The sequence below is a fragment of the Pseudomonas sp. NUPR-001 genome (genome assembly GCF_052147955.1).
GTDB lineage: Bacteria > Pseudomonadota > Gammaproteobacteria > Pseudomonadales > Pseudomonadaceae > Aquipseudomonas.
In genome coordinates this window covers 4063832-4088199 of sequence record NZ_CP197353.1, presented here as the reverse complement: position 1 = coordinate 4088199, position 24368 = coordinate 4063832, and the positions used below count along the sequence as shown (strand labels likewise).

The window sequence follows — 24368 nt, the reverse complement described above, 5'->3', positions numbered from 1 at the left end:
AGCGCGCATTATTTTTCCAGCATTCATATCGCCCTTGCCGTTCAGTCGCCAGGCAAATCATCACGTTCACGAAAAATATGTAAAAGATTCTGATTTAGATTTCCCTTTTTCGCCGACTCGCGTGACCTCTCTAGTAACAACGACATTCACCGTCTAGGGAGCTTCAAGTGAACCGCACGCAGTTGGCCACCGTTCGGGGTGCGCATCACAATAAAAACGGACTGGCCCGCAATGCCTTGACTGCGGCGTTACTGGCGGCGGGTTGTGCGGGCGGGTCGATGGCTCAGGCGGTGGAGAGCAGCGCGCATCAGGCGCCAGCGCGCCAGGCCTATCGGATTGCGGCGGGGCCGTTGGGGCCTGCCTTGAATGAGTTGGCTACGCGCACCGGCATCATCCTGACTTACGCACCTGAGCTCACTCTGAATCGTACGACCCAAGGCCTTGAGGGTGAGTACTCCGTTAAAGAAGCATTCGACTTGCTGCTCAACGGCACGGGCTTGTGGATTGAGCGCATGAAAGATCGCAGCTATGTGTTGCGGGTCAACGCGCGCAACAACACGGCCATGGAGGTGGGGGCGACGCTGGTCAATGCCCAGGCGGATCGACCGGGTGCTATCCAGAGCAGTCGCGATGCGCATGTCGAGCGTCAGGACCTCAACAGCCTGGTGCGTTCGATGCCCGGCACCTACACCTTGCATTCGCGCAGTCAGCCGGGGATTTCCGTGAACATACGCGGTTTGTCCGGTTATGGCCGGGTCAACACCATGATTGACGGGGTTACCCAGACCTTTCGTAACAACGCCGGTCACGGCTCGGGCGGGCCGATGGCGTTCGTAGACCCCAACCTGGTGGCCGGTGTCGATATTCAGCGCGGCTCGGTCGACGGCGCTGAAGGCGCCAATACCTTGGGTGGCAGCGCCAACTTTCGTACCTTTGAAATCGACGACATCGTCAAGCCGGAGCACCGCGTTGGTCTGCGCACCACCTACCGCACTGGCAACAACGGCTATGGCAACACGCGGATGCTGGCGGCCGGTGCGCGCACGCTGCCTGAGGACAGTGAAGGTGTTTACGGCGTGGTCGCTGCCGCAAGCAGTACCCAGACCGGCGAATACAAAACCAGTAACGGTCAGAGCAACAGTTATGACACCACCAAGCAGAACCCGCGCTCAGGGTTGTTGAAGGTACGTCTGCAGCCCAACGACATGCACCGTCTGGATTTGACCGGCGTGCATTACCGCAACGAGTTCTACCACAACTACCCCTGGGAGCTGCATAACGAAACCTACCGCGCCAAGTACGCGTTTACCCCCTACAGCGAGTGGCTGAACCTGACGGTCAACGCCTATCAGAACAAAACCCGGCTGGAATACCCGCCCGTGGAGGACTCCACCTACATCGGCCGCAAAACCCGCGACGACACCCACGGTTTCGATCTGACCAACGTCAGTCGCTTCAACCTGGGGCCGGTGGAAGCCAGCTGGAGCAATGGCGGGCGTTACTACACGGATGACTTCGTCGCCCAGACCCCGGAAAAACGTGGCGCCAACCCAGAAGGCAAACAGCAGACCCATAGCCTGTTCACCACCCTGGATTTTAACTACGACATCTATGCCCTGACCCTGGCTGCACACTACGACGGCTACAAGGTCAGCGGGCATGTGCCCAAGTGTTCGATCATTGGTCAGTGTCTGGACATCGGTGGTGGCGACATCGATGTGACCAGTCGCGAGCATAGCTTCAATCCGCGCGTAGGGTTTTCGGTAAAACCCTATGAGTGGATGCAGCTTTACACCAGTTGGTCGCGCACCTCGCGGGCGCCGCGGGTGCAGGAGATGTTCTTCGAGAAAGTACCGCTTGAGGCCGACGGCAGTGACGCGGATGGCGTCGGCGCCAACCCGTTCCTGCGTCAGGAGCGCTCGACCAACTATGAGTTCGGTTTCAACCTGACCCGCAGTGGCCTGTTGAGTGCCGACGATTACGGTCAGCTCAAGGTCAACCGCTTTATCAGCAAGATCGACGGCTACATTACCCCGCAGTCGTTCAACATTGTTGATGACGACGGCGAAGAAGCGTCAAAGCTGAACTGGGTTAACTGGCCTGAACAAGTGCGTATGAGCGGCTACGAGATCGAGGGCCGATACGACGCGGGCTTCTTCTACAGCACCCTGTCCTGGACGCGCGCCACCACCCAGTCACCGACCACTTCCGGTATCGAGCTGGAAGATATCAACAGTCAGCCAGACCGCTACTGGACACTGGATCTGGGCACCCGTTGGTTCGACGAGCGCCTGGTGATCGGTGCTCGTGGCGAGTATGCGGGTCCCTCTGAAATCAGCTGGGACTACTACGAGACCAAAAAGAGCAAATCGACTGGGGTGATCTGGAACCTGTACGGCAACTACCGAGTGCAGGAAAACCTCAGCCTGTTCGTCAACGTCGAGAACGTCGGCAACAAGGTCTACGACAACAGCGCTTCGGTGGACTACCTGATGTCGGCGGTCATGGACCAAGGCAATGGTCGCGGTCGCACTACCTCGTTTGGCTTCACCCTCGAATACTGACAGGTCCTGTTTATGTTCAAGTCTTCCTTTATATGGCTAGGCCTGGCGTTGTGCGCAGGTTGCGCCAGCGTCAATGCGCCGGTGGCCGACACGGCTTACCGTCAGGCTGAAGCGAGCATCCCGCAGTGGGGCGCGATTGTCGACCTGGCCAGCGGTGAGCAGATCCCGGCCACCCGGCTGCTTGCTGAGCTGGCGGCTGCCGACACTGTGATGGTTGGCGAGGTGCATGAGAATCCGGTCCATCACCTGATCGAGCAATGGTTGGCAACGCGTTTGGCCGAGCAGCGGCCACAGGGCGCGGTGGTGCTGGAAATGCTTAGCAGTGATCAGCAGCGTCCGGTCAACGAGGTTCAGGCTTGGTTGGCCGAAGGCAATCAGGTGCGCAGCAAGCGCCTCAGGCACATCATGCGTTGGGATGAGCGTTGGAGTTGGGCGCAGTACGGCGCCCTGGTCGAATCCTTGATGCAGGCACCTGCGCCATTGCTGGCCGGCAATATTTCCGCAGCGCAGCGTAGCGCGCTGATCAACTCGCCGCCTTCCGATACAACGGCCTTGTTCGCCAGCCCCGCCGTGGCCGCGCAGCAGCGCAAGCAGATTGTTGACATGCATTGCGGGCAGATCGATCAAGCGCGCCTGAACGCCATGCTGGCTATTCAGCACGCCCGCGATCAGCGCATGGCGCAAGTGCTGGATGGCGCGTCTGCGCCCCGGCTGCTGTTTGCCGGCACCCTGCACACGTTGAAAACCCAAGGCGCGCCGCTGTACCTCAGGCAAGGTCCGGGGAGTGCCGCCCTCAAGGTGCTGGTGATGGGTGAGCAGGGGCAGCCAGTGACGCATCAGGACGCTGATTACCTGTGGCTGTTGCCCAGTCACGACGCCACTGGAGCGGCCTTGTCGGCCAGTGCGCCACGCTGTGACGAACCATCGAAAACCACGGCCCATTGACGCTGATGAAGACAAGGAATTTACCCATGAATGCGGCTTCATTGAGCGTGTTGTTGCTGGCGGTTGGTTGGTTTTCCGTTGCCCAGGCCGAGCCGGCCGACACCCTGGTAATCGGCGCCGACCTTGCGGAAATTGTCGATCAGTTGCAGGCCACACCGCGCCTGCTGGGGCGCGACGACTCCAGTCATTTTCCGCCTGCCATTGCCCGCTTGCCGTCGGTGGGCTACCTGCGCCAGTTGTCGGCTGAAGGCATTTTGAGCCTCAAGCCACGGCGTGTATTGATCAGCGATGCCGCGCGACCGGCCATTGTCGTGCGCCAGCTTGAGGCGGTGGGGCTGCAAGTGAACAAGGTGGGGCGAGGCAAGTCGATCGCCGAAATTCCTCGCAAAATTGAGCAAGTAGCCAGCATCATGGGGCGACAGGCTCAGGCGCAAGCGCTGATTGCCGAACAGCAGGCGCTGGCCGCCAAACTGGCCGGGCTGCCACCACTCAAAGGCCCCAAAGCGCTGTTCATCTTCAATCGCACCGGCATGACGCCCCTGGTCATGGGGCAAGGCACCGAGGCCAATGCCGCGCTGGAACAGGCCGGGATCAGTAACTGTGCCAGCTTCAACGCCTACAAACAGGTGGCGGGAGAGTCGATGGTGGCGCTGGCGCCGGACTTTGTGATCATCAGCAAGGCCGGGCTGGAAGCGCTCGGCGGTGAAGAAAGCTTGTGGAAGTTGGGCGGCCTGGCGCTGACTCCGGCGGGCCGGGCGCGACGGGTAGTGCAGATCGACGATCAGGCGTTGCTCAACCTTGGGCCACGTACGGTCGCAGCGATGCTGCAGTTGCGCCAGGATGCCGGAGCGTTGTTCCCATGAGTACGCTACGCACTACGTCGTTGCCGACTTTGCTGTTGATGCTGGCGGGGCTGTGTGCCTTGCTCACGGTGTGTTCGCTGGTGGGCAGCATTGGCTTGTCGCCAAGGATTTTCCTCGGGGTGTTGCCCGCGCCTTTGGAATGGCAGGTGTGGAGTGAAGTGCGTCTGCCGCGCTTGCTGTTGGCGGTGTTGGTTGGCTCGACCCTGGCGGCCGGCGGTACCGCGATGCAGGGGCTGTTTCGCAATCCGCTGGCCGACCCGACCTTGCTCGGTCAGGCCAGTGGTGCGGGGCTGGCGGTATCGATCTGGATCGTGCTGTTCAATGGCCGCTTCGCCGGGTTCGAGCTGTACGGGCAGTTTTTCGCCGGGTTTATCGGCGCCTTGCTGGTGACCTTGGTGATTTTTCACATAGGCCGCGGCTATCAGGGGCGGGAATCGACCATCACCTTGCTGTTGGCCGGCTTGGTGATCAACACCCTGACCGGCGCCTTGGGTGGCATCCTCACCTACCTGGCCAGCGAAGAGCAGCTGCGCCAGTTGAGCCTGTGGGGCATGGGCAGTCTGAGTAGCGCCGAATGGTCGACCTTGAGTGTGGCGTGCCTGGTATTGCCGTTGGCCTTGTGGGTGCTGGCGCGTTGCGCGGCGGACCTCGACCTGTTCCAGCTGGGTGAAGTCAGCGCGCATGCGGCGGGGCTCGACAGCGAGCGCCTGAAAAATCGCGTGGTGCTGGCTTCGTCGCTGGGCGTTGGCCTGTGTGTGGCGCTTACCGGCATCATCGGTTTTATCGGCTTGTTGGTGCCGCATTGTTTGCGCCTGTATTTCGGCCCGGGTCACCGCTTGTTGATTCCTGCCTCGATGTTGTGTGGCGCGATTCTGCTGTTGCTCGCCGATACCCTGGCGCGCAGTTTGACCAGCCCCGCAGAGATTCCGGTGGGGTTGGTCACCAGCGTGATCGGTGGGCCGTATTTCCTTTGGTTGCTGCTGGGGCGCAAGGCGCGGGAGTTCTGACATGCTGGAATTGATTGATGTCAGCCTGGAGCAGCCATTTGCCCTCGCACCGTTGCATGAGCATATAGAAGCAGGGCAACTACTCGGTTTGATTGGCCCCAATGGCGCGGGCAAGAGCACCTTACTGTCGCTGATTTCTGGGTATCTGAAGCCTGCGCAAGGTGAAATCCGCTTGCTCGGACGACCGTTGCACGCCTGGCGCCCGCAGCAACTGGCGCGCTCGCGGGCGTTGGTGACTCAGCACGTTGAAAGCGCGTTTGACTGGCCAGTGCATGCATTTATTCGCCTCGGCCAGGCCCATGCCGGTGAGCCGCTTGCCGCAATCATTGACGCGTTGGACATCGGCCATTTACTTGAGCGTGGCGTGCTGTCGTTGTCGGGTGGCGAAATGCAGCGGGTGACTATTGCCCGGGCAATTAACCAGCTGGCGATTAATCCGTTGCGCCAGGACGATGAGCGGCCGCCGTGCCTGCTGTTGCTCGATGAGCCTACCAGTGCCTTGGATATCGGCCAGCAGCAGAACCTCATGCGTCTGTTGCGCCGTCTGGCGCGTTCGCCGCGGATTGCCGTGGTGTGTGTGCTGCACGACCTGAACCTGGCGGCGCACTACTGTGATCGCCTGTGGTTGCTTGAGCGCGGCCAATTGCGTGCCAGTGGAACCCCGGCTGAAGTGTTGAGTGCCGAGCGAATAGCGCAGGTATTTGCTGCGCAGGTGCGCGTCGTGCAGGGGGCTACTGAGGGCGTGCGTATCGAGCTTGCGTTGTAACCGGCTCAGCGCGCAGCGACGGTGACCCAATAGTTGCTGCGGCGCTGAATCCGCACCGGCAGGGCGTGGGGCAGGGCATCGAGTACAGCATCGCTATCGGCCAGCGGATACACCCCGGAAATATGCAGGCTGGCCACTTCATCGCTGCAGCGCAGCAGGCCGGGGCGATAACGGCCCAACTGGGCGAGGAAGGCGTCGAGGCGCATGGCGTCGGCAATCAGTACGCCCTGGCTCCAGGCCGGTTCCTGGGCGGCACGGCCCTGGTTTTCAATTTGGCTGCTGGAAAAACGTGCGTGCTGCCCTGGACTGAGGCGCAGCGGTGGTGCGCCGGTTTGCAGGGGGTGCACGTCCACCGCGCCTTCGAACAGTGCAACCTGAGTGGCGTCGGGTCGCAGCTCGACGACGAAACGGGTGCCGAGCGCGCGTACGCTGCCCTGTGACGTCTGCACGCTTAAAGGGCGATTGGCGTTGCCTGAATCGTGGCCACTGCTCAGCAGCACGCGCCCTTTATGCAGGTGAATCAGGCGTTGATGTGCGTCGAACTGCACGCTGATCTCGCTCTCGGCATCCAGTGTCAGTTGGCTGCCGTCGCTCAGGCTGAGGGTGCGGGGTGCCTGGGCGCCGTTGCTGAAGGCAAGGGTTGCGGACGAAGACTGGCTGGCACGGTAGCTCAGGTGCCCGGCGCCGCCCACCAGGCCCAACAGTAGCAATGCTTTGAGCACGCGCCGGCGCTCATGCACGGGGCGCTGAGACAGGCTGCGGTAGCTGGCCTGAGGCTCCAGCGCGGCGAAGCGATGGCGCATCGCTTCGATATGCAGCCAGGCGCGATCATTGTCCGGGCTGGCTGCACGCCAGCGTTGCAACGCTTGCTGCTGGTCAGGGCTCAGATCGCCCTCCATGGCCAGTGTCAGCCATTGTGCGGCTTCGCGGGTGGTGCGAGGGTCGAAGTCGGGCCTGGAGGTATTCATGGCAGTGCGGCAAAGAAGCAATGCTGGTTGGCCTTGACCAGGTACAGCTTGACCGAGCGGGTACTGACCCCCAGGCGTTCGGCGATTTCGGCAATTTTCAGCCCTTGCAGGTGCGACAGCAGAAATGCCTCGCGTACCTTGCCGGGCAAGTCGTCGAGCAGGCGGTCAAGCAGGGTCAGTGCTTCCAGGGCCAGCAAGCGCACCTCTGGCGAGGGCTCAACCGTTTCGGGCAGTAAGGCCAGGGCCTCAAGGTAGGCTTGCTCCACCTGGCGGCGGCGATAGACGTTGGCCATCAGTCTGCGCGCCACCGTGGACAGGAACGACCGTGGTTCACGGATATTGAATAGGTCTTTACCGCTGAGAATGCTCAGAAACGTGTCCTGGGCAATGTCGGCGGCGTGCTCCGGGCAGCCGATACGCTGGCGCAGCCAACGATGCAACCAGTGATGGTGATCCTGGTAGAGCCTTTGTAGGCGCGTGTTGGCTGAAACAGAGGAGGGGCTGGATTCCATCGGGTGTGTGCCGGTGTGAAGCAAAAGTTTCGCTAGTATAACGATACGCATTATCAATTGATAATTGTTTGTGTTTGATGGGCCATTGCGGTGGCATCGCCGACACTGGTGACAAAGGGTCAAAAGCTGATAGATTTCAGCCGGTTGAGGCCGTTGCTAACGGCAAGGTAGTGAGGACAGCGCCATGATTTCAAAAGAACGCCAGGCCAGCGCGTTACAGCGTTTCGCCGCGGCCAATCCGCAGCTACTCGAAGAAATTGCCGGGCTCAGCGCCCATGAGCAGCAACAGCAAATCGAGTGGGCCTTTGAAGATGCGGCGCAGGAGCAGGGCCTTGAGCCGTGGGAATTGACCCTGCAACTGATCGCCAGCTCCGACGAGGAACTCCAGGCCATGCGCCTTGACGTGCACCGGCAAGTGGCTGAGGCGCTGGGCATGGAGTGGGAAGAGTATTGCAGCATCAACGAGATCGACAGTGCGGCGCCCTGAGTGCCCACTGGCGGTTTTGTAGTGTTTTGACAAGTAATTCTGGCTGTTTGGCGCCGGGCGGGTTGTCTCGATGAGAGGCGGCGTCCAGGCCTTGAACAGCGGGTCTTGAGCGCCCTTGGCCAAGGTTTTGGCCAAGGGCTGTAAATGAAATGGACCGGCGTGCTTTCCCGTCGTCTTGAACGGGGTGACTTCTGGCCTTTGAGCCACTAGAATGCTTGCCCTTGATTCTGGAGTCGGGTATCGCCGGCTAACGTCTGTGCAACGAGGAATATCCATGCAAGTTTCTGTTGAAAATACTTCTGCTCTCGAGCGTCGCATGACCATCGCCGTTCCGGCAGAGCGCGTCGAGACCGAAGTCAACAAGCGTCTGCAACAGACTGCCCGTCGCGCCAAGGTTCCAGGCTTCCGCCCTGGCAAAGTGCCTATGAGCGTGATCCGTCAGCGTTATGAAGATGCTGCCCGCCAGGAAGCCTTCGGCGATCTGGTTCAGGCTTCCTTCTACGAAGCTGTGGTTGAGCAGAAGCTGAACCCGGCTGGCGCACCTGCCGTCGAGCCAAAGTCGTTCGAAAAAGGTAAAGACCTGGAATACATCGCTACTTTCGAAGTGTTCCCAGAGTTCACCGTTGCCGGTTTCGACTCGATCGCCGTTGAGCGCCTGAGCGCTGAAGTGGCTGACGCCGACCTGGACAACATGCTGGAAGTGCTGCGCAAGCAGAACATTCGTTTCGAAGCGGTCGATCGCGCTGCCCAGAACGAAGACCAACTGAACATCGATTTCGTCGGCAAGGTTGACGGTGAAGTGTTCGCTGGCGGTTCGGCCAAAGGCACCCAGCTGGTACTGGGCTCGGGTCGCATGATCCCAGGCTTCGAAGAAGGCCTGGTTGGCGCCAAAGCCGGTGAAGAGCGCGTACTGAACCTGTCCTTCCCTGAGGACTATCAGAACCTCGACCTGGCTGGCAAAGCAGCCGAGTTCACTGTTACCGTCAACAGCGTTTCCGAGCCTAAGCTGCCAGAACTGAACGAAGAGTTCTTCGCCCAGTTCGGTATCAAGGAAACCGGCATCGACGGCTTCCGCACCGAAGTTCGCAAGAACATGGAGCGTGAACTGCGTCAGGCCATCAAGACCAAGGTCAAGAACCAGGTAATGGACGGCCTGCTGGCTGCCAACCCGATCGAAGTGCCAAAAGCCCTGCTGGAAAACGAAGTGAACCGCCTGCGCGTTCAAGCCGTTCAGCAGTTCGGTGGCAACATCAAGCCTGAGCAACTGCCAGCTGAGCTGTTCGAAGAACAAGCCAAGCGCCGCGTTGTACTGGGTCTGATCGTCGCTGAAGTGGTCAAGCAGAACGAGCTCAAGCCTGACGAAGCTCGCGTTCGCGAAATGATCGAAGAAATGGCTTCGGCTTACCAAGAGCCTGAGCAGGTCGTAGCGTGGTACTACAAGAACGACCAGCAACTGAACGAAGTGCGTTCGGTTGTGCTGGAAGAACAAGTTGTGGATACTGTTCTGCAGAAAGCTACTGTGACCGACAAATCGGTCTCGTACGAAGAAGCGATCAAGCCAGCACAGGCACCTGCCGCTGACTGATTTTCTTCTCTCGTAAGAAAACACCACAAGCCAGCCTTCGAGCTGGCTTGTGCGTATTCAAGACATGACTATTTGGGAGTGAGTGCAGGACATGTCCCGCAATTCTTATTATCAGCAGAGCTCTGACATCCAGGCCGCAGGCGGTCTGGTCCCGATGGTTATCGAGCAATCCGCTCGTGGCGAACGCGCCTACGACATCTACTCGCGCCTTCTCAAGGAGCGGGTGATCTTTCTGGTCGGCCCGGTAGAGGACTACATGGCCAACCTGATCGCGGCGCAGTTGCTGTTCCTTGAAGCGGAAAACCCGGACAAGGATATCCATCTCTACATCAACTCGCCGGGCGGTTCGGTAACTGCGGGTATGTCGATCTACGACACCATGCAGTTCATCAAGCCGGACGTCTCCACCACCTGCATCGGTCAGGCGTGCTCCATGGGTGCCTTCCTGCTCGCAGCCGGTGCCAAGGGCAAGCGCCACTGCCTGCCGAACTCGCGGGTGATGATTCACCAGCCGCTGGGTGGTTTCCAGGGGCAGGCCACGGACATCGAAATCCACGCCAAGGAAATCCTCTCCATCAAGTCGCGCCTGAACGAGCTGCTGGCCTATCACACCGGCCAGGACCTCGAGACCATCAAGCGTGATACCGAGCGTGACAATTTCATGAGCGCGCAACGTGCCGCCGAGTACGGTCTGATCGACTCGGTACACGACAAGCGGCAAATGGCTGTCTGATAAGGCGTGAAAGCAGGTGGTTGGGCTTTCCCGCCACCTGTGGACTTGAAAAAGCCCGCAATTGCCTTCATCTTGTGTTGCAAGCCTACCGGATTGGATCGATCGAATGACTGACACCCGTAACGGCGAGGACAACGGCAAATTGCTCTATTGCTCCTTCTGCGGCAAAAGCCAGCATGAAGTGCGCAAGTTGATTGCCGGCCCCTCGGTATTTATCTGCGACGAGTGCGTCGACCTGTGCAATGACATCATCCGTGAGGAGGTGCAGGAAGCCCAGGCCGAAAGCAGCGCGCATAAACTGCCTTCGCCGAAAGAAATCAGCACCATCCTGGATCAATACGTCATTGGTCAGGAGCGTGCGAAAAAGGTACTGGCGGTAGCGGTGTACAACCACTACAAGCGCCTGAACCAACGCGACAAGAAGAACGACGATGTCGAGCTCGGCAAGAGTAATATCCTGCTGATCGGTCCGACGGGCTCGGGTAAAACCCTGCTCGCCGAAACCCTCGCGCGTCTGTTGAATGTGCCGTTCACCATCGCCGATGCCACCACCCTGACCGAAGCCGGTTACGTGGGTGAGGACGTCGAGAACATCATTCAAAAACTGCTGCAAAAGTGCGACTACGACGTGGAAAAGGCCCAGATGGGCATTGTCTACATCGACGAAATCGACAAGATTTCGCGCAAGTCGGACAACCCGTCCATCACCCGTGACGTCTCGGGCGAGGGCGTGCAGCAGGCGTTGCTGAAGCTGATCGAAGGCACGGTTGCCTCGGTTCCGCCGCAAGGTGGCCGCAAGCATCCGCAGCAGGAATTCCTGCAGGTCGATACGCGCAACATCCTGTTTATCTGTGGCGGTGCGTTCTCTGGCCTGGAAAAGGTCATCCAGAACCGTTCCACCCGCGGCGGCATCGGCTTTGGTGCCGAAGTGCGCAGCAAGCAGGAAGGCAAGAAAGTCGGTGAATCGCTGCGTGAGGTCGAGCCTGACGATCTGGTCAAGTTTGGCCTGATCCCGGAATTCGTCGGCCGTCTGCCGGTGCTGGCGACCCTCGACGAGCTCGACGAAGCTGCGCTGATGCAGATTCTCACCGAGCCGAAGAACGCCCTTACCAAGCAGTACGCCAAGCTGTTCGAGATGGAAGGTGTAGACCTCGAGTTCCGCAGTGATGCGCTCAAATCCGTGGCTCGCAAAGCCCTGGAGCGCAAAACCGGTGCCCGTGGCCTGCGTTCGATCCTCGAAGGCATCCTGCTCGACACCATGTATGAGATTCCTTCGCAGAAGGATGTCAGCAAAGTGGTGATCGACGAGAGCGTCATCGATGGTTCTTCGCAGCCGCTGCTGATCTACGAGAACAGCGAGCCGCAAGCCAAAGCTGCACCTGACGTCTGAGTCGCCAAACGGCTCGAATCAGCAAGGGGCCTTCGGGCCCCTTTGCTTTTCCTGTCGTAGAGCTTGTTTTTTTGCGGGGCTGCCCCCACATTAAACCCACGCTCAAATTCCACCGGTTTCCGGCCATAAGGCCGCTGTAGAGGCGAAATCATGAAGACCACCCTCGACTTGCCTCTTTTGCCATTGCGCGATGTCGTCGTCTATCCGCACATGGTCATCCCACTGTTCGTGGGGCGCGAGAAGTCCATCGAAGCCCTTGAGGCCGCAATGACGGGCGAAAAGCAGATCCTCCTGCTGGCCCAGAAGAACCCCGCTGATGACGATCCAGGCGAAGATGCCCTGTACCGCGTCGGTACCATTGCCACTGTCCTGCAACTGCTGAAACTGCCCGATGGCACCGTTAAAGTGCTGGTCGAAGGCGAGCAGCGCGGTGCAGTCGAGCGTTTCAACGAAGTTGATGGCCATATTCGCGCCGAAGTTTCGCTGATTGACGAGTCGCAGACCGCCGAACGCGAGTCTGAAGTCTTCGTTCGTAGCTTGTTGTCACAATTTGAACAATACGTTCAGCTGGGCAAAAAAGTCCCGGCTGAAGTCCTGTCGTCGCTCAACAGCATCGATGAGCCGGGGCGCCTGGTCGACACCATGGCCGCGCACATGGCCCTGAAAATCGAGCAGAAGCAGGAAATTCTCGAAATCCTCGATCTGGCCACCCGTGTCGAGCACGTGATGGCACTGCTGGACGCTGAAATCGACCTGCTGCAGGTTGAAAAGCGCATCCGTGGCCGGGTCAAAAAGCAGATGGAGCGCAGTCAGCGCGAGTACTACCTGAATGAGCAGATGAAGGCCATTCAGAAAGAGCTCGGCGACAGCGAAGAAGGTCACAACGAAGTCGAAGAGCTGAAGAAGCGTCTCGACGCTGCCGGCCTGCCGAAAGATGCCTACGCCAAGGCTCAAGCTGAGCTGAACAAGCTCAAACAGATGTCGCCGATGTCTGCTGAAGCAACCGTGGTGCGTTCTTACCTGGACTGGTTGGTGCAGGTGCCGTGGAAGGCCCAGAGCAAGGTGCGCCTGGACCTGGCCAAGGCTGAAGAAATCCTCGATGCCGACCATTACGGCCTGGAAGAGGTCAAGGAGCGCATCCTTGAGTACCTCGCCGTGCAGAAGCGGGTGAAAAAGATCCGTGGTCCGGTGCTGTGCCTGGTGGGTCCTCCTGGGGTGGGCAAAACTTCCCTGGCCGAGTCGATTGCCAGCGCTACCAACCGCAAGTTCGTGCGCATGGCCCTGGGCGGCGTACGTGACGAAGCCGAGATTCGCGGTCACCGGCGTACCTACATCGGTTCGATGCCGGGCCGTTTGATTCAGAAAATGACCAAGGTGGGCGTACGCAACCCGCTGTTCCTGCTCGATGAAATCGACAAGATGGGCAGCGACATGCGTGGCGATCCGGCCTCGGCATTGCTTGAAGTGCTCGATCCCGAGCAGAACCACAACTTCAACGATCACTATCTGGAGGTCGATTACGACCTGTCCGATGTGATGTTCCTGTGCACCTCCAACTCGATGAACATCCCGCCAGCGCTGCTGGACCGGATGGAAGTCATCCGTCTGCCGGGTTACACCGAAGACGAGAAGATCAACATCGCCGTGAAGTACCTGACGCCCAAGCAGATCAAGGCCAACGGCCTGAAGAAGGGCGAGCTGGAAGTCGATGTGTCGGCGATTCGCGACATCATTCGCTACTACACCCGCGAAGCTGGTGTGCGGGGCCTGGAGCGCCAGATCGCCAAAGTCTGCCGCAAGGTGGTCAAGGAGCACGCCGGTAACAAGCAAGTGGCCGTCAAGGTCACCGGTGAGCAGCTGGAGCATTTCCTCGGCGTGCGCAAGTTCCGTTATGGTCTGGCCGAACAGCAGGATCAGGTGGGGCAGGTGACTGGCTTGGCCTGGACTCAGGTCGGTGGTGAGTTGCTGACCATTGAAGCGGCAGTGATTCCGGGCAAAGGTCAGTTGATCAAGACCGGCTCGCTGGGCGATGTCATGGTCGAGTCGATCACGGCAGCGCAGACGGTTGTCCGTAGCCGGGCGAAAAGCCTGGGCATCCCGGCCGACTTCCACGAGAAGCGCGATACCCATATCCACATGCCGGAAGGCGCGACGCCCAAGGATGGTCCAAGTGCCGGTATCGGCATGTGCACCGCCCTGGTCTCGGCGCTGACCCAGATCCCGGTACGTGCCGATGTGGCCATGACGGGTGAAATTACCCTGCGTGGACAGGTGCTGGCCATTGGCGGTTTGAAAGAGAAACTGCTGGCGGCACACCGTGGTGGAATCAAGACGGTGATCATTCCTGAAGAGAATGTGCGGGATTTGAAAGAAATTCCTGAGAATATTAAGCAGGATCTTCAGATTAAACCGGTCAAATGGATTGACGAAGTCCTCCAAATTGCGCTGCAATACGCCCCGGAGCCCTTACCAGATGTGGCTCCCGAGATAGTCGCCAAGGATGAAAAGCGCGACAGCGATTCCAAGGAAAGAATTAGCACGCACTAGTACGTATTTGGCTGGGGGGCTTTCTTGACAGTTTTTTCAGGCCCTTGTTATAAAGCGGCGCTTAAGCGTCATTAGGCCACCCAGCGCTCGTTAAGCTTTTCATTACATACTTAGATACAACTCAATAGAGATATAAGGGGACTTAGAGTGAACAAGTCGGAACTGATTGACGCTATCGCCGCATCTGCTGACATCCCGAAAGCTGTTGCTGGCCGCGCGCTGGACGCAGTAATCGAATCCGTCACCGGCGCCCTGAAGGCAGGTGACTCCGTGGTACTGGTAGGTTTCGGTACCTTCTCCGTTACCGATCGTCCAGCTCGCACCGGCCGCAACCCGCAAACCGGCAAGACTCTGGAAATCCCTGCTGCCAAGAAGCCAGGCTTCAAGGCTGGCAAGGCACTGAAAGAAGCCGTCAACTAAGACCTTCCTTCAGGCTCACGCCTAAGCCGGCCAGGCTGCTGCCTGGCTTGGCTGCTGAACATACAGGCGCACTCAAAGGCACCCGTTGTTTGGCCAGTTACGAGAAGGCGCATCCTCGGATGCGCCTTTCTTCTATCAGGAATCTACCCACGCTCCACGGTTGTTTCATTCAGTACAACCGTTTCTGGGGGACGCATGCTGCAGAATATCAGGGACAATTCACAAGGTTGGATTGCCAAGACCATCATCGGTGTCATCGTAGCCTTGATGGCACTGACCGGCTTCGATGCCATCTTCCAGGCCACCACCCACAGCCAGGACGCTGCCAAGGTCAATGGTGAAACCATTAGCCAGAGCGAGCTGAGCCAGGCCGTCGACATGCAACGTCGGCAGCTGATGCAACAGCTGGGCAAGGATTTCGATCCATCGCTGCTCAACGAGAACATGCTGCGTGATGCAGCGCTCAAGGGTCTGATCGACCGTAAGCTGCTGCTTCAGGGCGCTGAAGACGCCAAGTTCGCCTTCTCCGAAGCTGCACTCGACCAACTGATCCTGCAAACGCCTGAGTTCCAGGTGGATGGCAAGTTCAGTGCCGAGCGCTTCGATCAGGTGATTCGCCAGATGGGCTACAGCCGTATGCAGTTCCGCCAGATGCTGGCTCAGGAAATGCTCATCGGCCAACTGCGCGCAGGCCTGGCCGGCAGCGGTTTTGTGACCGATGAACAGGTCAATGCCTTCGCTCGCCTGGAAAAGCAGACCCGCGATTTCGCCTCGCTGACCTTCAAGGCTGACCCGGCTGCGATCAAGGTCACTGACGAGCAGGTCAAGGCACACTACGACGAACACGCCAAAGAGTTCATGAGCCCGGATCAGGTCGTTATCGACTACATCGAGCTGAAGAAGTCGTCTTTCTTTGATCAAGTGACGGTCAACGAAGACCAGCTCAAGGCGCTGTACGAGAAGGAAATCGCCAACCTGGCCGAGCAGCGTCATGCGGCGCACATCCTTATCGAAGTCACCGACAAGGTCAACGAAGCCCAGGCCAAGGCCAAGATCGAAGAGATCCAGCAGCGTCTGGCCAAGGGTGAAGACTTTGCCGCACTGGCCAAGGAATTCTCCCAGGATCCAGGCTCGGCTAACAACGGCGGCGACCTCGGCTACGCCGGGCAGGGTGTTTACGATCCAGCCTTCGAAGAGGCGCTGTATGCGCTGAACAAGGACCAGGTCTCGGCTCCGGTACGCACCGAGTACGGCTTCCACCTGATCAAGCTGCTGGACGTGCAGGCACCTGAAGTGCCGACCTTCGCCAGCCTGAAAGACAAGCTGACCCGCGAACTGAAGACCCAGCAGGTCGAGCAGCGCTTTGTTGAAGTGACCAAGCAACTGGAAGACGCTGCATTCGAAGCGTCGGACCTGGCTCAGCCAGCCCAGGACCTGGGTCTGAAGGTACACACCTCGGCAGCCTTCGGTCGTGAAGGTGGTGATGGCATCACCGCCAACCGTGCCGTGATTCAGGCCGCCTACAGCAAAGAAGTGCTGGAAGAGGGTGCCAACAGCACTGCGCTCGAGCTGGACCCGGAAACTGTCGTGGTACTGCGCGTCAAGGAACACCTCAAGCCTGAGCAACTGGGGCTGGACGTGGTCTCCGACAGCATCCGTCAGCACCTGGCCAAAGAGCAGGCAACTGCTGCGCTGAAAACCAAGGCTGATGCGTTGATCGCGGGTCTGCGTAATGGCACCATCGCGCCGGATGCCGCTCAGGACGGTCAGGGCTGGAAGGTGCAGGAAGCGGTCTCGCGCAACCAGGAGGGCATTGACCCGGTTGAGCTGCAGGCAGTGTTCCGCATGGCCAAGCCAGAAGCCAAGGACAAGCCGGTGTACAGCAGCGTAGCGCTGAACGACGGTAGCCTGGTGGTACTGCGTCTGAACGGTGTCAACGACGGTGCTGCTGCCACTGACGAAGAGAAATCGGCCTACCGTCGTTTCCTCGCTTCGCGTGCTGGCCAGCAGGACTTCGCGGCGTACCGCAAGCAGCTGGAAGCCAAGGCGGACATCACTCGCTACTGAGTGATCCACGCTTGAAACAGAAAAGGCCGCTTATGCGGCCTTTTCTGTTTCCTGTGGTAGGGGCGGGCTTGCCCGGCGATTGCGGTGTATCAGTCACACCGTATCGCGGGGCAAGCCCGCTCCTACCGGTGCCAGGAACGCCGCCTCCAGCAACTGGCGGGTGTAGGTGTGTTGCGGGGCGGCGAAGATCTGCGCTGCCGTTCCCTGTTCCACCACCTTGCCCTGTTTGACCACCATCAACTGGTGGCTCAGCGCCTTGACCACCGCCAGGTCATGGCTGATGAACAGGTAGGTCAGGTTGTATTTGCTCTGCAGCGAGCGCAACAGTTCCACCACCTGACGCTGCACGGTGCGGTCCAGTGCCGAGGTGGGTTCATCCAGCAGGATCAACGCCGGTTTGAGTACCAGGGCCCGCGCAATGGCGATGCGCTGACGCTGGCCGCCGGAAAACTCATGGGGGTAGCGGTGGCGGGCTTGTGGGTCCAGGCCGACTTCCTGCAGAGCAGCGATGATCGCCTGCTCCTGTTCGGCTGCGGTGCCAATTCGATGAATACGTAAACCTTCGCCCACGATATCGCTGACACACATGCGCGGGCTGAGGCTGCCGAACGGGTCTTGGAACACCACCTGCATCTGCCGGCGCAACGGGCGTACTTGCTGTTGATTCAGGCCTTCCAGTGCGGTGCCCTGAAAGCGAATGCCGCCCTGGCTGCCCAGCAGGCGCAGAATCGCCAGGCCCAAGGTAGATTTGCCCGAACCACTTTCGCCAACGATGCCCAGGGTCTGGCCTTGGGGCAGGCTGAAGTTGATGCCGTCCACCGCTTTGACGTGATCAACGGTACGCCGCAACAGGCCTTTTTTGATCGGGAACCACACGCGCAGGTCTTCGACTTCAAGCATCGGCTTGCCTGCCGGGTTGTCTGCCGGGCCACCGCTGGGTTCGGCGCCCAGGAGCATCTGGGTGTAAGGGTGTTGCGGGTTTTGGAACAAGGTTGTGCAATCGGCCTGTTCAACAATGCAGCCACGCTGCATCACGCACACCCGGTGGGCAATGCGTTTGACCAGGTTCAGGTCATGGCTGATCAGCAGCAGGGCCATGCCCAGGCGCGCCTGCAACGATTTGAGCAACTCAAGGATCTTCAGCTGTACCGTGACGTCCAGGGCGGTGGTCGGCTCGTCGGCAATCAGCAGTTCCGGCTCGTTGGCCAGGGCCATGGCGATCATCACACGCTGGCGCTGGCCGCCTGAGAGCTCGTGTGGCAGGGCTTTGAGGCGTTTCTGCGGCTCAGGTATGCCCACCAGCTCAAGCAGCTCCAGCGTGCGTGCAGAGGCCTCCTTGCCGCGCAGGCCCTTGTGCAGCAGGAGGATCTCGTTGATCTGCTTTTCGATGCTGTGCAGCGGGTTGAGCGAGGTCATCGGCTCCTGGAAGATCATGGCGATGCGGTTGCCACGAATACTGCGCATCTGCTTTTCGTCCAGGGTCAGCAGATCGCGCCCTTCGTACTTGATGGTACCGGAGGGGTGGCGGGCCAGCGGGTAGGGCAGCAGACGCAAGATCGAATGGGCAGTCACCGATTTGCCTGAGCCACTTTCGCCCACCAGCGCCAGGGTTTCGCCGCGGCGAATGTCGAAGTTGATGCCTTCGACCACGCGTTGGGTTTGCTCGCCGCTGACGAACTCGACAGACAGGTCACGCACTTCGATCAAGGTTGGGTTGCTCATCTTATTTCCTCGGGTCGAAGGCATCGCGGGCCGATTCGCCAATGAATACCAACAGGCTGAGCATCAGCGCCAGCACGGCGAAGGCACTGATGCCGAGCCAGGGCGCCTGCAGGTTGGACTTGCCCTGTGCCACCAACTCACCCAGCGAGGGTGCGCCCGGCGGCAGGCCGAAGCCGAGGAAGTCCAGCGCGGTCAGGGTGCCGATGGCGCCAGTGAGAATGAACGGCATGAAGGTCATGGTCGAGATCATGGCGTTGGGCAAAATGTGCCGGAACATGATCGGGCCGTTCTGCATGCCCAGGGCGCGGGCCGCGCGAACGTACTCCAGGTTGCGCCCGCGCAGGAACTCGGCGCGTACCACGTCTACCAGGCTCATCCAGGAAAACAGCAGCATGATCCCCAGCAGCCACCAGAAGTTTGGCTGCACGAAGCTGGCGAGAATGATCAGCAGGTACAGCACGGGGAGGCCCGACCAGATTTCCAGGAAGCGTTGGCCGATCAAGTCTACCCAGCCGCCATAAAACCCCTGCACGGCGCCGGCCACCACGCCGATGATCGAGCTGAGAATGGTCAGGGTCAAGGCGAACAGCACCGAGATGCGGAAGCCGTAGATCACCCGTGCCAGCACGTCACGGCCCTGATCGTCGGTGCCCAGCCAGTTCTGTGCCGAAGGTGGCGCCGGGGCAGGCACCTTGAGGTCGTAGTTGATGCTCTGGTAGCTGAACGGGATCGGTGCCCAGAGCACCCAGCTGTCTTTGGCTGCCAGTAGCTCGCGGATGTAGGGGCTCTTATAGTTGGCCTCCAGCGGAAACTCGCCGCCAAAGGTGGTTTCCGGGTAGCGCTTGAGCGCCGGGAAATACCATTCGCCGTCGTAGCGCACTGCCAGCGGTTTGTCGTTGGCGATCAGTTCGGCGCCCAGGCTCAGGCCGAACAGGATCAGGAACAGCCACAGTGACCACCAGCCGCGGCGGTTGGCTTTGAAACGCTCGAAGCGTCGACGGTTGAGAGGGGACAGGTTCATCTCAGTGCTCCCGGCTGTCGAAGTCGATTCGCGGGTCGACCAGGGTGTAGGTCAGGTCGCCGATCAGTTTCACCACCAGGCCCAGCAAGGTGAAGATGAACAGGGTGCCGAAGACTACCGGGTAGTCTCGGTTAATCGCCGCCTCAAAACTCATCAGGCCCAGCCCGTCGAGGGAGAAAATCACCTCGATCAGCAGCGAGCCGGTGAAGAAAATGCCAATGAATGCCGAGGGGAAACCGGCGATCACCAGCAGCATGGCGTTGCGGAACACATGGCCGTAGAGCACCCGGTTAGGGCTCAAGCCTTTGGCTTTGGCAGTCACCACGTATTGCTTGTTGATCTCGTCGAGGAAGCTGTTCTTGGTCAGCAGGGTCATGGTGGCGAAGTTGCCGATGACCAGCGCGGTGACCGGCAACACCAAGTGCCAGAAGTAATCGAGGATCTTGCCGGTGGTGCTCAGCTCATCGAAGTTGTTCGAGGTCAGGCCGCGCAGCGGAAACCAGTCCAGGTAGCTGCCACCGGCAAACACCACGATCAGCAATATGGCGAAGAGGAATGCCGGTATCGCATAGCCGACAATGATCGCCGAGCTGGTCCAGACGTCGAAGTGACTGCCGTGGCGGGTGGCTTTGGCGATCCCCAGGGGGATCGACACCAGGTACATGATCAGGGTGCTCCACAGCCCCAGCGAGATCGACACCGGCATCTTTTCGATGATCAGGTCGATGACCTTGGCATCACGAAAGAAGCTCTCGCCAAAATCCAGCTGGGCGTAGTTCTTGATCATGATCCACAGGCGTTCCGGTGCCGATTTGTCGAAACCGTACATCTTTTCGATTTCTTTGATCAGCGCCGGGTCCAGGCCCTGGGCGCCACGGTAGTTGGAGCCGGCCACCGAAACTTCGGCACCGCCACCGGCGATACGGCTGGTGGCGCCCTCGAAGCCCTCGAGCTTGGCAATCATCTGCTCGACCGGGCCGCCGGGGGCAGCCTGGATGATCACGAAGTTGATGATCAAAATGCCCAGCAAGGTGGGGATGATCAGCAGCAAACGCCGAAAGATATAGGCCAGCATGCTAGTGCGTCCCTTCGGTCGGTGGCGCATCTGGCGCAGGGTTCAAGGGTATCGACGGCTCGACATCCGGCTTGATCCACCAGGTGTTGATGCCGATGTCGTACTTGGGCGATACCTTCGGATGGCCAATGTGGTTCCAGTACGCCACCCGCCAGGTTTTGATGTGCCAGTTGGGGATCACGTAGTAGCCCCACTGCAGCACCCGGTCCAGGGCCCGGCAATGCTCGATCAGGCTTTGCCGTGAGTCGGCGTTGATCAGGTCTTCGACCAGGCTGTCGATGGCCGGATCCTTGAGACCGATGAAGTTGCGACTGCCGGGGTTGTCGGCAGCGGCGCTCTGCCAGAATTCGCGCTGTTCGTTGCCCGGTGAGTTGGACTGCGGGTAGCCACCGACGATCATGTCGAAATCACGCGAGCGCAGGCGGTTGATGTACTGGGACACATCGACCCGGCGAATCACCAGGTCGATGCCCAGGTCGGCGAGGTTGCGTTTGAACGGCAGCAGGATGCGCTCGAACTCGGTCTGGGCCAGCAGGAATTCGATGGACACCGGTTTGCCCTGGGTATCGACCATCTTGTCGTCGACGATGCGCCAGCCGGCGTCCTGCAGCAGTTTGTAGGCTTTGCGTTGCTGCTCGCGGATCATGCCGCTGCCATCGGTCACCGGATTGCTGAAAGCCTGGGTGAAGACTTGATCGGGGATCTTGCCGCGCAACGGCTCGAGAATCTTCAGTTCAGCGGCATCAGGCAAGCCGCGGGCGGCCATGTCGGAGTTTTCGAAGTAACTGCCGGTGCGGGTATAGGCGCCGTTGAACAGTTGCTTGTTGGTCCACTCGAAGTCCAGCAGCAGGCTTAGCGCCTCGCGTACCCGGACATCCTGGAACAGCGGGCGGCGAATATTGAAGACGAAGCCTTGCATGCCGGTCGGGTTGCCGTTGGGCAGCTCTTCCATGAGCAGGCGTTTCTGGCGGACAGCGGGCACGTCGTAGGCGGTGGCCCAGCTTTTCGCTGCGGTTTCCAGGCGGTAGTCAAACTGGCCGGCTTTCAACGCTTCCAGCGACACCGAACTGTCGCGGTAGTAGTCGGTGGTCATCACGTCGAAGTTGTAGAAACCACGGTTGACCGCCAGGTCTTTACCCCAGTAGTCCTTGACGCGCTCGTAGCGGATCGAGCGCCCTGCCTTTACCTCGGCAACCTTGTAAGGGCCGCTGCCCAAGGGGACCTCCAGGTTACCCTTGGTGAATTCACGTCCTTCCCACCAGTGTTTGGGCAGCACCGGCAGTTGCCCGAGAATCAGCGGTAGCTCACGGTTGTTGCTGTGCTTGAACTTGAACAGTACGCGCTGCGGGTCTTCGGCGATCACCTCGGCAACATCGGCGTAGTAGGTGCGAAACAGCGGGGCGCCACTGTTGACCAGGGTGTTGAAGGTAAACACCACGTCTTCGGCGTGTATCGGGTGGCCGTCATGGAAGCGCGCTTCGGGGCGCAGGTAGAAGCGTACCCAACTGTTGTCCGGGGCCTTTTCGATCTTGCCGGCCACCAGCCCGTACTCGGTAAACGGCTCGTCGAGGCTTTGGGTCATCAGGGTGTCGTAGATCAGGCTGATGTCATCGGCCGGCACCCCTTTGTTGATGAACGGGTTGAGGCTGTCGAAGCCGCCAAAACCGGCCTGGCGGAAGGTGCCGCCTTTAGGGGCGTCCGGATTGACGTACTCGAAGTGCTTGAAGTCTGCCGGGTACTTCGGCGGCTCGTCGTACAGGGTCAGTGCATGTTGCGGGGCGGCCAGTGCCTGGAAACTAAAGCAGGCCAGCAGCACCGCGCAGGCCTTCAGGCGCAGGTCGGGCAGTGACATCATTGGGCATTCTCCGAAGGCTTTATCCACCAGCTGTTGAGCCCCAGGGTATAGGGCGGCGTGGCGACGAAGGCGAACCGATTGCGGTAGGCCAGGCGATGGTTATCCAGGTACCAGTTGGGAATCATGTAGTGGTGCCACAGCAATACCCGGTCCAGGGCCCGCGCCGCCGCCACTTGTTCATCGCGGCTGTTGGCGGCAAGCAGGGTGTCGAGCAGGTGATCGATGATCGGGTCTTTGACGCCAGCATAGTTCTTGCTGCCTTTGGTCGAGGCCTGGCTGGAGTGAAAGTACAGCCACTGCTCAAGGCCCGGGCTGAGGGTCTGGTTCAAGGTCATCAGGATCATGTCGAAGTCGAACTGGTCCAGGCGCTGTTTGTACTGGGCCCGGTCGACAGTGCGCAAGCGTGCGTCGATGCCGATACTGGCAAGGTTCTCGACATACGGCTGCAGAATCCGCTCGAGGTTGGGGTTCACCAGTAACAGCTCAAGCTTGAGTTGCTTGCCCTGGCTGTCGACCAGGCGCTGGCCATTGAGTTTCCAGCCCGCCTGGGTCAGCAGGCCGAGTGCTTTGCGCAGGGTCTGGCGGTTGATGCCGCGCCCGTCGGTGTGGCTGACCTGGTAAGGCTCGGTGAACATCGCCGCAGGCAACTCATCCCGGTAGGGCGCCAACAGTAACCATTCCTTCCCCACCGGCAGGCCCTTGGCGGCGAACTCGCTGTTAGGGTAGTAGCTCTTTGCACGGCGATAGGCACTGCTGAACAAGGTGCGGTTGGTCCACTCGAAATCCAGCATCAGGCCCAGGGCCTGGCGAACCCGCGCGTCACTGAAGGTGGCCCGGCGACTGTTCATGAACAGCCCTTGGGTCTGGGTCGGGATCTTGTGCGGGATTTGTGCCTTGATCACCTCGCCACGGCGCACGGCCGGGAAGTTGTAGCCGTTGGCCCAATTCTTGGCCTGATGTTCGATATAGATATCGAACTCGCCGGCTTTGAAGGCTTCGAAGGCCACGGCACTGTCGCGGTAGAACTCATACTCTACGCGGGCGAAGTTGTACTTGCCGCGATTGACTGCAAGGTCCTTGCCCCAATAGTTCTCAACACGCTCGAACACCAGGCGTCGCCCCGGCTGAACCTGGGTGATGCGGTAGGGGCCACTGCCCAGCGGCGGTTCGAAGGTGGTGGCTTTGAAGTCGCGACCTTTCCAGTAATGCGCCGGCAGCACCGGCATCTCGCCCAGGCGCAGGATCAGCAGCGGATTACCGGCGCGTTTGAACACGAAGCGGATACGTCGCGGGTTGAGGATGTCGACCCGTTTCACTTCCTGCAGGTTAGTGCGATAGATCGGGTGGCCTTCCTTGAGCAGCGTGCGGTAGGAAAACGCTACATCGCTGGCGGTGATCGGTTGGCCGTCATGAAATCGCGCTTCTTCGCGCAAGTTGAATACCACCCAGCTGCGGTCTTCGCTGTACTCCACAGAGCGGGCGATCAGGCCATAGCTGGAGGTGGGTTCATCGCCCGACGGGTCGTATTGGCCAGTGCCGACCATCAACGGCTCGTTGAGCTCGGTGACCCCATACTGCAAGAAGTTGGGGGTGGTAACCGGGCTTGAACCTTTGAAGGTATAGGGGTTAAGGGTGTCGAACGTGCCGAATGCCATGGCACGCAAGGTACCGCCCTTGGGCGCTTGCGGATTGACCCAGTCGAAGTGGGTGAATTTGGCTGGATACTTGAGCGTGCCGAACTGGGCGTAACCGTGGCTTTCGCTGATTGTGGCGCCCGCAGGAAAGCTCAAGGCCAGGCTGAATGTCAGCAACAGGAGGGGACGTATCAAGTCGGCGATCCG

19 protein-coding genes are annotated in these 24368 nt (G+C 59.8%); 12 read left to right on the top strand and 7 right to left on the bottom strand.

Annotation, left to right across the window (positions count from 1 at the left end; translation table 11 throughout):
• Positions 1-167 precede the first annotated feature (167 nt).
• Genes ACP6KB_RS18630 through ACP6KB_RS18610 form a run of 5 tightly spaced genes read left to right on the top strand, consistent with a single transcriptional unit; the run spans position 168 to position 6145 of the window.
• Positions 168-2564, top strand: coding sequence for a TonB-dependent receptor domain-containing protein (locus tag ACP6KB_RS18630; RefSeq protein ID WP_442108801.1), 2397 nt, complete (start codon positions 168-170; stop codon positions 2562-2564).
• Positions 2565-2576: 12 nt separating this feature from the next.
• Positions 2577-3509, top strand: a complete 933-nt coding sequence (locus tag ACP6KB_RS18625; protein WP_442108800.1) for a ChaN family lipoprotein — start codon at positions 2577-2579, stop codon at positions 3507-3509.
• A 26-nt stretch (positions 3510-3535) separates the two neighbouring features.
• Entirely contained in the window at positions 3536-4372 is an 837-nt protein-coding gene (locus tag ACP6KB_RS18620) for a heme/hemin ABC transporter substrate-binding protein (RefSeq protein ID WP_442108799.1), read from the top strand.
• Complete coding sequence (locus ACP6KB_RS18615) at positions 4369-5379, top strand: FecCD family ABC transporter permease (RefSeq protein ID WP_442108798.1); 1011 nt, start codon at positions 4369-4371, stop codon at positions 5377-5379. Before ACP6KB_RS18620 ends, ACP6KB_RS18615 begins: the two co-directional genes overlap by 4 nt.
• Position 5380: 1 nt before the next feature.
• Positions 5381-6145, top strand: coding sequence for an ATP-binding cassette domain-containing protein (locus tag ACP6KB_RS18610; protein WP_442108797.1), 765 nt, complete (start codon positions 5381-5383; stop codon positions 6143-6145).
• A gap of 5 nt (positions 6146-6150) precedes the next feature.
• Here ACP6KB_RS18610 and ACP6KB_RS18605 read toward each other — a convergent pair whose 3' ends face one another.
• On the bottom strand, positions 6151-7113 hold the full coding sequence (locus ACP6KB_RS18605) for a FecR domain-containing protein (protein WP_442108796.1): 963 nt from the start codon (positions 7111-7113) through the stop codon (positions 6151-6153).
• Positions 7110-7625 carry a sigma-70 family RNA polymerase sigma factor gene (locus ACP6KB_RS18600; RefSeq protein ID WP_442108795.1) on the bottom strand — a complete coding sequence of 172 codons (516 nt, stop codon included), beginning with the start codon at positions 7623-7625 and terminating at the stop codon, positions 7110-7112. The genes ACP6KB_RS18605 and ACP6KB_RS18600 overlap by 4 nt, the downstream gene beginning before the upstream one ends.
• A gap of 184 nt (positions 7626-7809) precedes the next feature.
• Between ACP6KB_RS18600 and ACP6KB_RS18595 the strand changes: the two genes are divergently transcribed.
• From ACP6KB_RS18595 to ACP6KB_RS18565, 7 genes are all read left to right on the top strand, one after another.
• Positions 7810-8112 carry a DUF6388 family protein gene (locus tag ACP6KB_RS18595; RefSeq protein WP_442108794.1) on the top strand — a complete coding sequence of 101 codons (303 nt, stop codon included), beginning with the start codon at positions 7810-7812 and terminating at the stop codon, positions 8110-8112.
• A gap of 274 nt (positions 8113-8386) precedes the next feature.
• Entirely contained in the window at positions 8387-9697 is a 1311-nt protein-coding gene (gene tig / locus ACP6KB_RS18590; protein WP_442108793.1) for a trigger factor, read from the top strand.
• A gap of 91 nt (positions 9698-9788) precedes the next feature.
• The gene (gene clpP / locus ACP6KB_RS18585) at positions 9789-10430 is read left to right on the top strand and encodes an ATP-dependent Clp endopeptidase proteolytic subunit ClpP (RefSeq protein WP_028945303.1); all 642 of its coding nucleotides are present in this window, start codon (positions 9789-9791) and stop codon (positions 10428-10430) included.
• Between the two features lie 106 nt (positions 10431-10536).
• Positions 10537-11820 (top strand): ATP-dependent Clp protease ATP-binding subunit ClpX, encoded by a 1284-nt coding sequence (clpX, locus tag ACP6KB_RS18580; RefSeq protein WP_028945302.1) that lies wholly within the window; start codon positions 10537-10539, stop codon positions 11818-11820.
• A gap of 150 nt (positions 11821-11970) precedes the next feature.
• Positions 11971-14367, top strand: coding sequence for an endopeptidase La (lon, locus tag ACP6KB_RS18575; protein ID WP_442108792.1), 2397 nt, complete (start codon positions 11971-11973; stop codon positions 14365-14367).
• Between the two features lie 147 nt (positions 14368-14514).
• Entirely contained in the window at positions 14515-14787 is a 273-nt protein-coding gene (locus tag ACP6KB_RS18570) for an HU family DNA-binding protein (RefSeq protein ID WP_038613039.1), read from the top strand.
• A gap of 195 nt (positions 14788-14982) precedes the next feature.
• Positions 14983-16854, top strand: coding sequence for a SurA N-terminal domain-containing protein (locus ACP6KB_RS18565; RefSeq protein ID WP_442108791.1), 1872 nt, complete (start codon positions 14983-14985; stop codon positions 16852-16854).
• A gap of 93 nt (positions 16855-16947) precedes the next feature.
• On the opposite strand, the gene ACP6KB_RS18560 is transcribed toward ACP6KB_RS18565, so the two are convergent.
• Genes ACP6KB_RS18560 through ACP6KB_RS18540 form a run of 5 tightly spaced genes read right to left on the bottom strand, consistent with a single transcriptional unit; the run spans position 16948 to position 24356 of the window.
• Complete coding sequence (locus ACP6KB_RS18560; RefSeq protein ID WP_442108790.1) at positions 16948-18576, bottom strand: ABC transporter ATP-binding protein; 1629 nt, start codon at positions 18574-18576, stop codon at positions 16948-16950.
• Position 18577: 1 nt separating this feature from the next.
• Positions 18578-19597: an ABC transporter permease gene (locus tag ACP6KB_RS18555; RefSeq protein WP_442108789.1), complete on the bottom strand. Its 1020-nt coding sequence runs from the start codon at positions 19595-19597 to the stop codon at positions 18578-18580.
• 1 nt (position 19598) lies between these two features.
• Positions 19599-20672, bottom strand: coding sequence for a microcin C ABC transporter permease YejB (locus tag ACP6KB_RS18550; protein ID WP_442108788.1), 1074 nt, complete (start codon positions 20670-20672; stop codon positions 19599-19601).
• A 1-nt stretch (position 20673) separates the two neighbouring features.
• Positions 20674-22527: an extracellular solute-binding protein gene (locus tag ACP6KB_RS18545; RefSeq protein ID WP_442108787.1), complete on the bottom strand. Its 1854-nt coding sequence runs from the start codon at positions 22525-22527 to the stop codon at positions 20674-20676.
• On the bottom strand, positions 22524-24356 hold the full coding sequence (locus ACP6KB_RS18540) for an extracellular solute-binding protein (RefSeq protein ID WP_442108786.1): 1833 nt from the start codon (positions 24354-24356) through the stop codon (positions 22524-22526). The genes ACP6KB_RS18545 and ACP6KB_RS18540 overlap by 4 nt, the downstream gene beginning before the upstream one ends.
• Between the last annotated feature and the right edge of the window lie 12 nt (positions 24357-24368).

Bases quoted from the DNA above. Each gene is read 5' to 3' on its own strand.
- ACP6KB_RS18610 (WP_442108797.1), top strand. From the start codon at position 5,381: ATGCTGGAATTGATTGATGTCAGCCTGGAGCAGCCATTTGCCCTCGCA.
- ACP6KB_RS18565 (WP_442108791.1), top strand. From the start codon at position 14,983: ATGCTGCAGAATATCAGGGACAATTCACAAGGTTGGATTGCCAAGACC.
- ACP6KB_RS18545 (WP_442108787.1), bottom strand. From the start codon at position 22,527: ATGATGTCACTGCCCGACCTGCGCCTGAAGGCCTGCGCGGTGCTGCTG.
- clpP (WP_028945303.1), top strand. From the start codon at position 9,789: ATGTCCCGCAATTCTTATTATCAGCAGAGCTCTGACATCCAGGCCGCA.
- ACP6KB_RS18625 (WP_442108800.1), top strand. From the start codon at position 2,577: ATGTTCAAGTCTTCCTTTATATGGCTAGGCCTGGCGTTGTGCGCAGGT.
- tig (WP_442108793.1), top strand. From the start codon at position 8,387: ATGCAAGTTTCTGTTGAAAATACTTCTGCTCTCGAGCGTCGCATGACC.
- ACP6KB_RS18615 (WP_442108798.1), top strand. From the start codon at position 4,369: ATGAGTACGCTACGCACTACGTCGTTGCCGACTTTGCTGTTGATGCTG.
- ACP6KB_RS18600 (WP_442108795.1), bottom strand. From the start codon at position 7,625: ATGGAATCCAGCCCCTCCTCTGTTTCAGCCAACACGCGCCTACAAAGG.
- ACP6KB_RS18555 (WP_442108789.1), bottom strand. From the start codon at position 19,597: ATGAACCTGTCCCCTCTCAACCGTCGACGCTTCGAGCGTTTCAAAGCC.
- ACP6KB_RS18595 (WP_442108794.1), top strand. From the start codon at position 7,810: ATGATTTCAAAAGAACGCCAGGCCAGCGCGTTACAGCGTTTCGCCGCG.
- ACP6KB_RS18620 (WP_442108799.1), top strand. From the start codon at position 3,536: ATGAATGCGGCTTCATTGAGCGTGTTGTTGCTGGCGGTTGGTTGGTTT.
- ACP6KB_RS18605 (WP_442108796.1), bottom strand. From the start codon at position 7,113: ATGAATACCTCCAGGCCCGACTTCGACCCTCGCACCACCCGCGAAGCC.
- ACP6KB_RS18560 (WP_442108790.1), bottom strand. From the start codon at position 18,576: ATGAGCAACCCAACCTTGATCGAAGTGCGTGACCTGTCTGTCGAGTTC.
- ACP6KB_RS18550 (WP_442108788.1), bottom strand. From the start codon at position 20,672: ATGCTGGCCTATATCTTTCGGCGTTTGCTGCTGATCATCCCCACCTTG.
- lon (WP_442108792.1), top strand. From the start codon at position 11,971: ATGAAGACCACCCTCGACTTGCCTCTTTTGCCATTGCGCGATGTCGTC.
- clpX (WP_028945302.1), top strand. From the start codon at position 10,537: ATGACTGACACCCGTAACGGCGAGGACAACGGCAAATTGCTCTATTGC.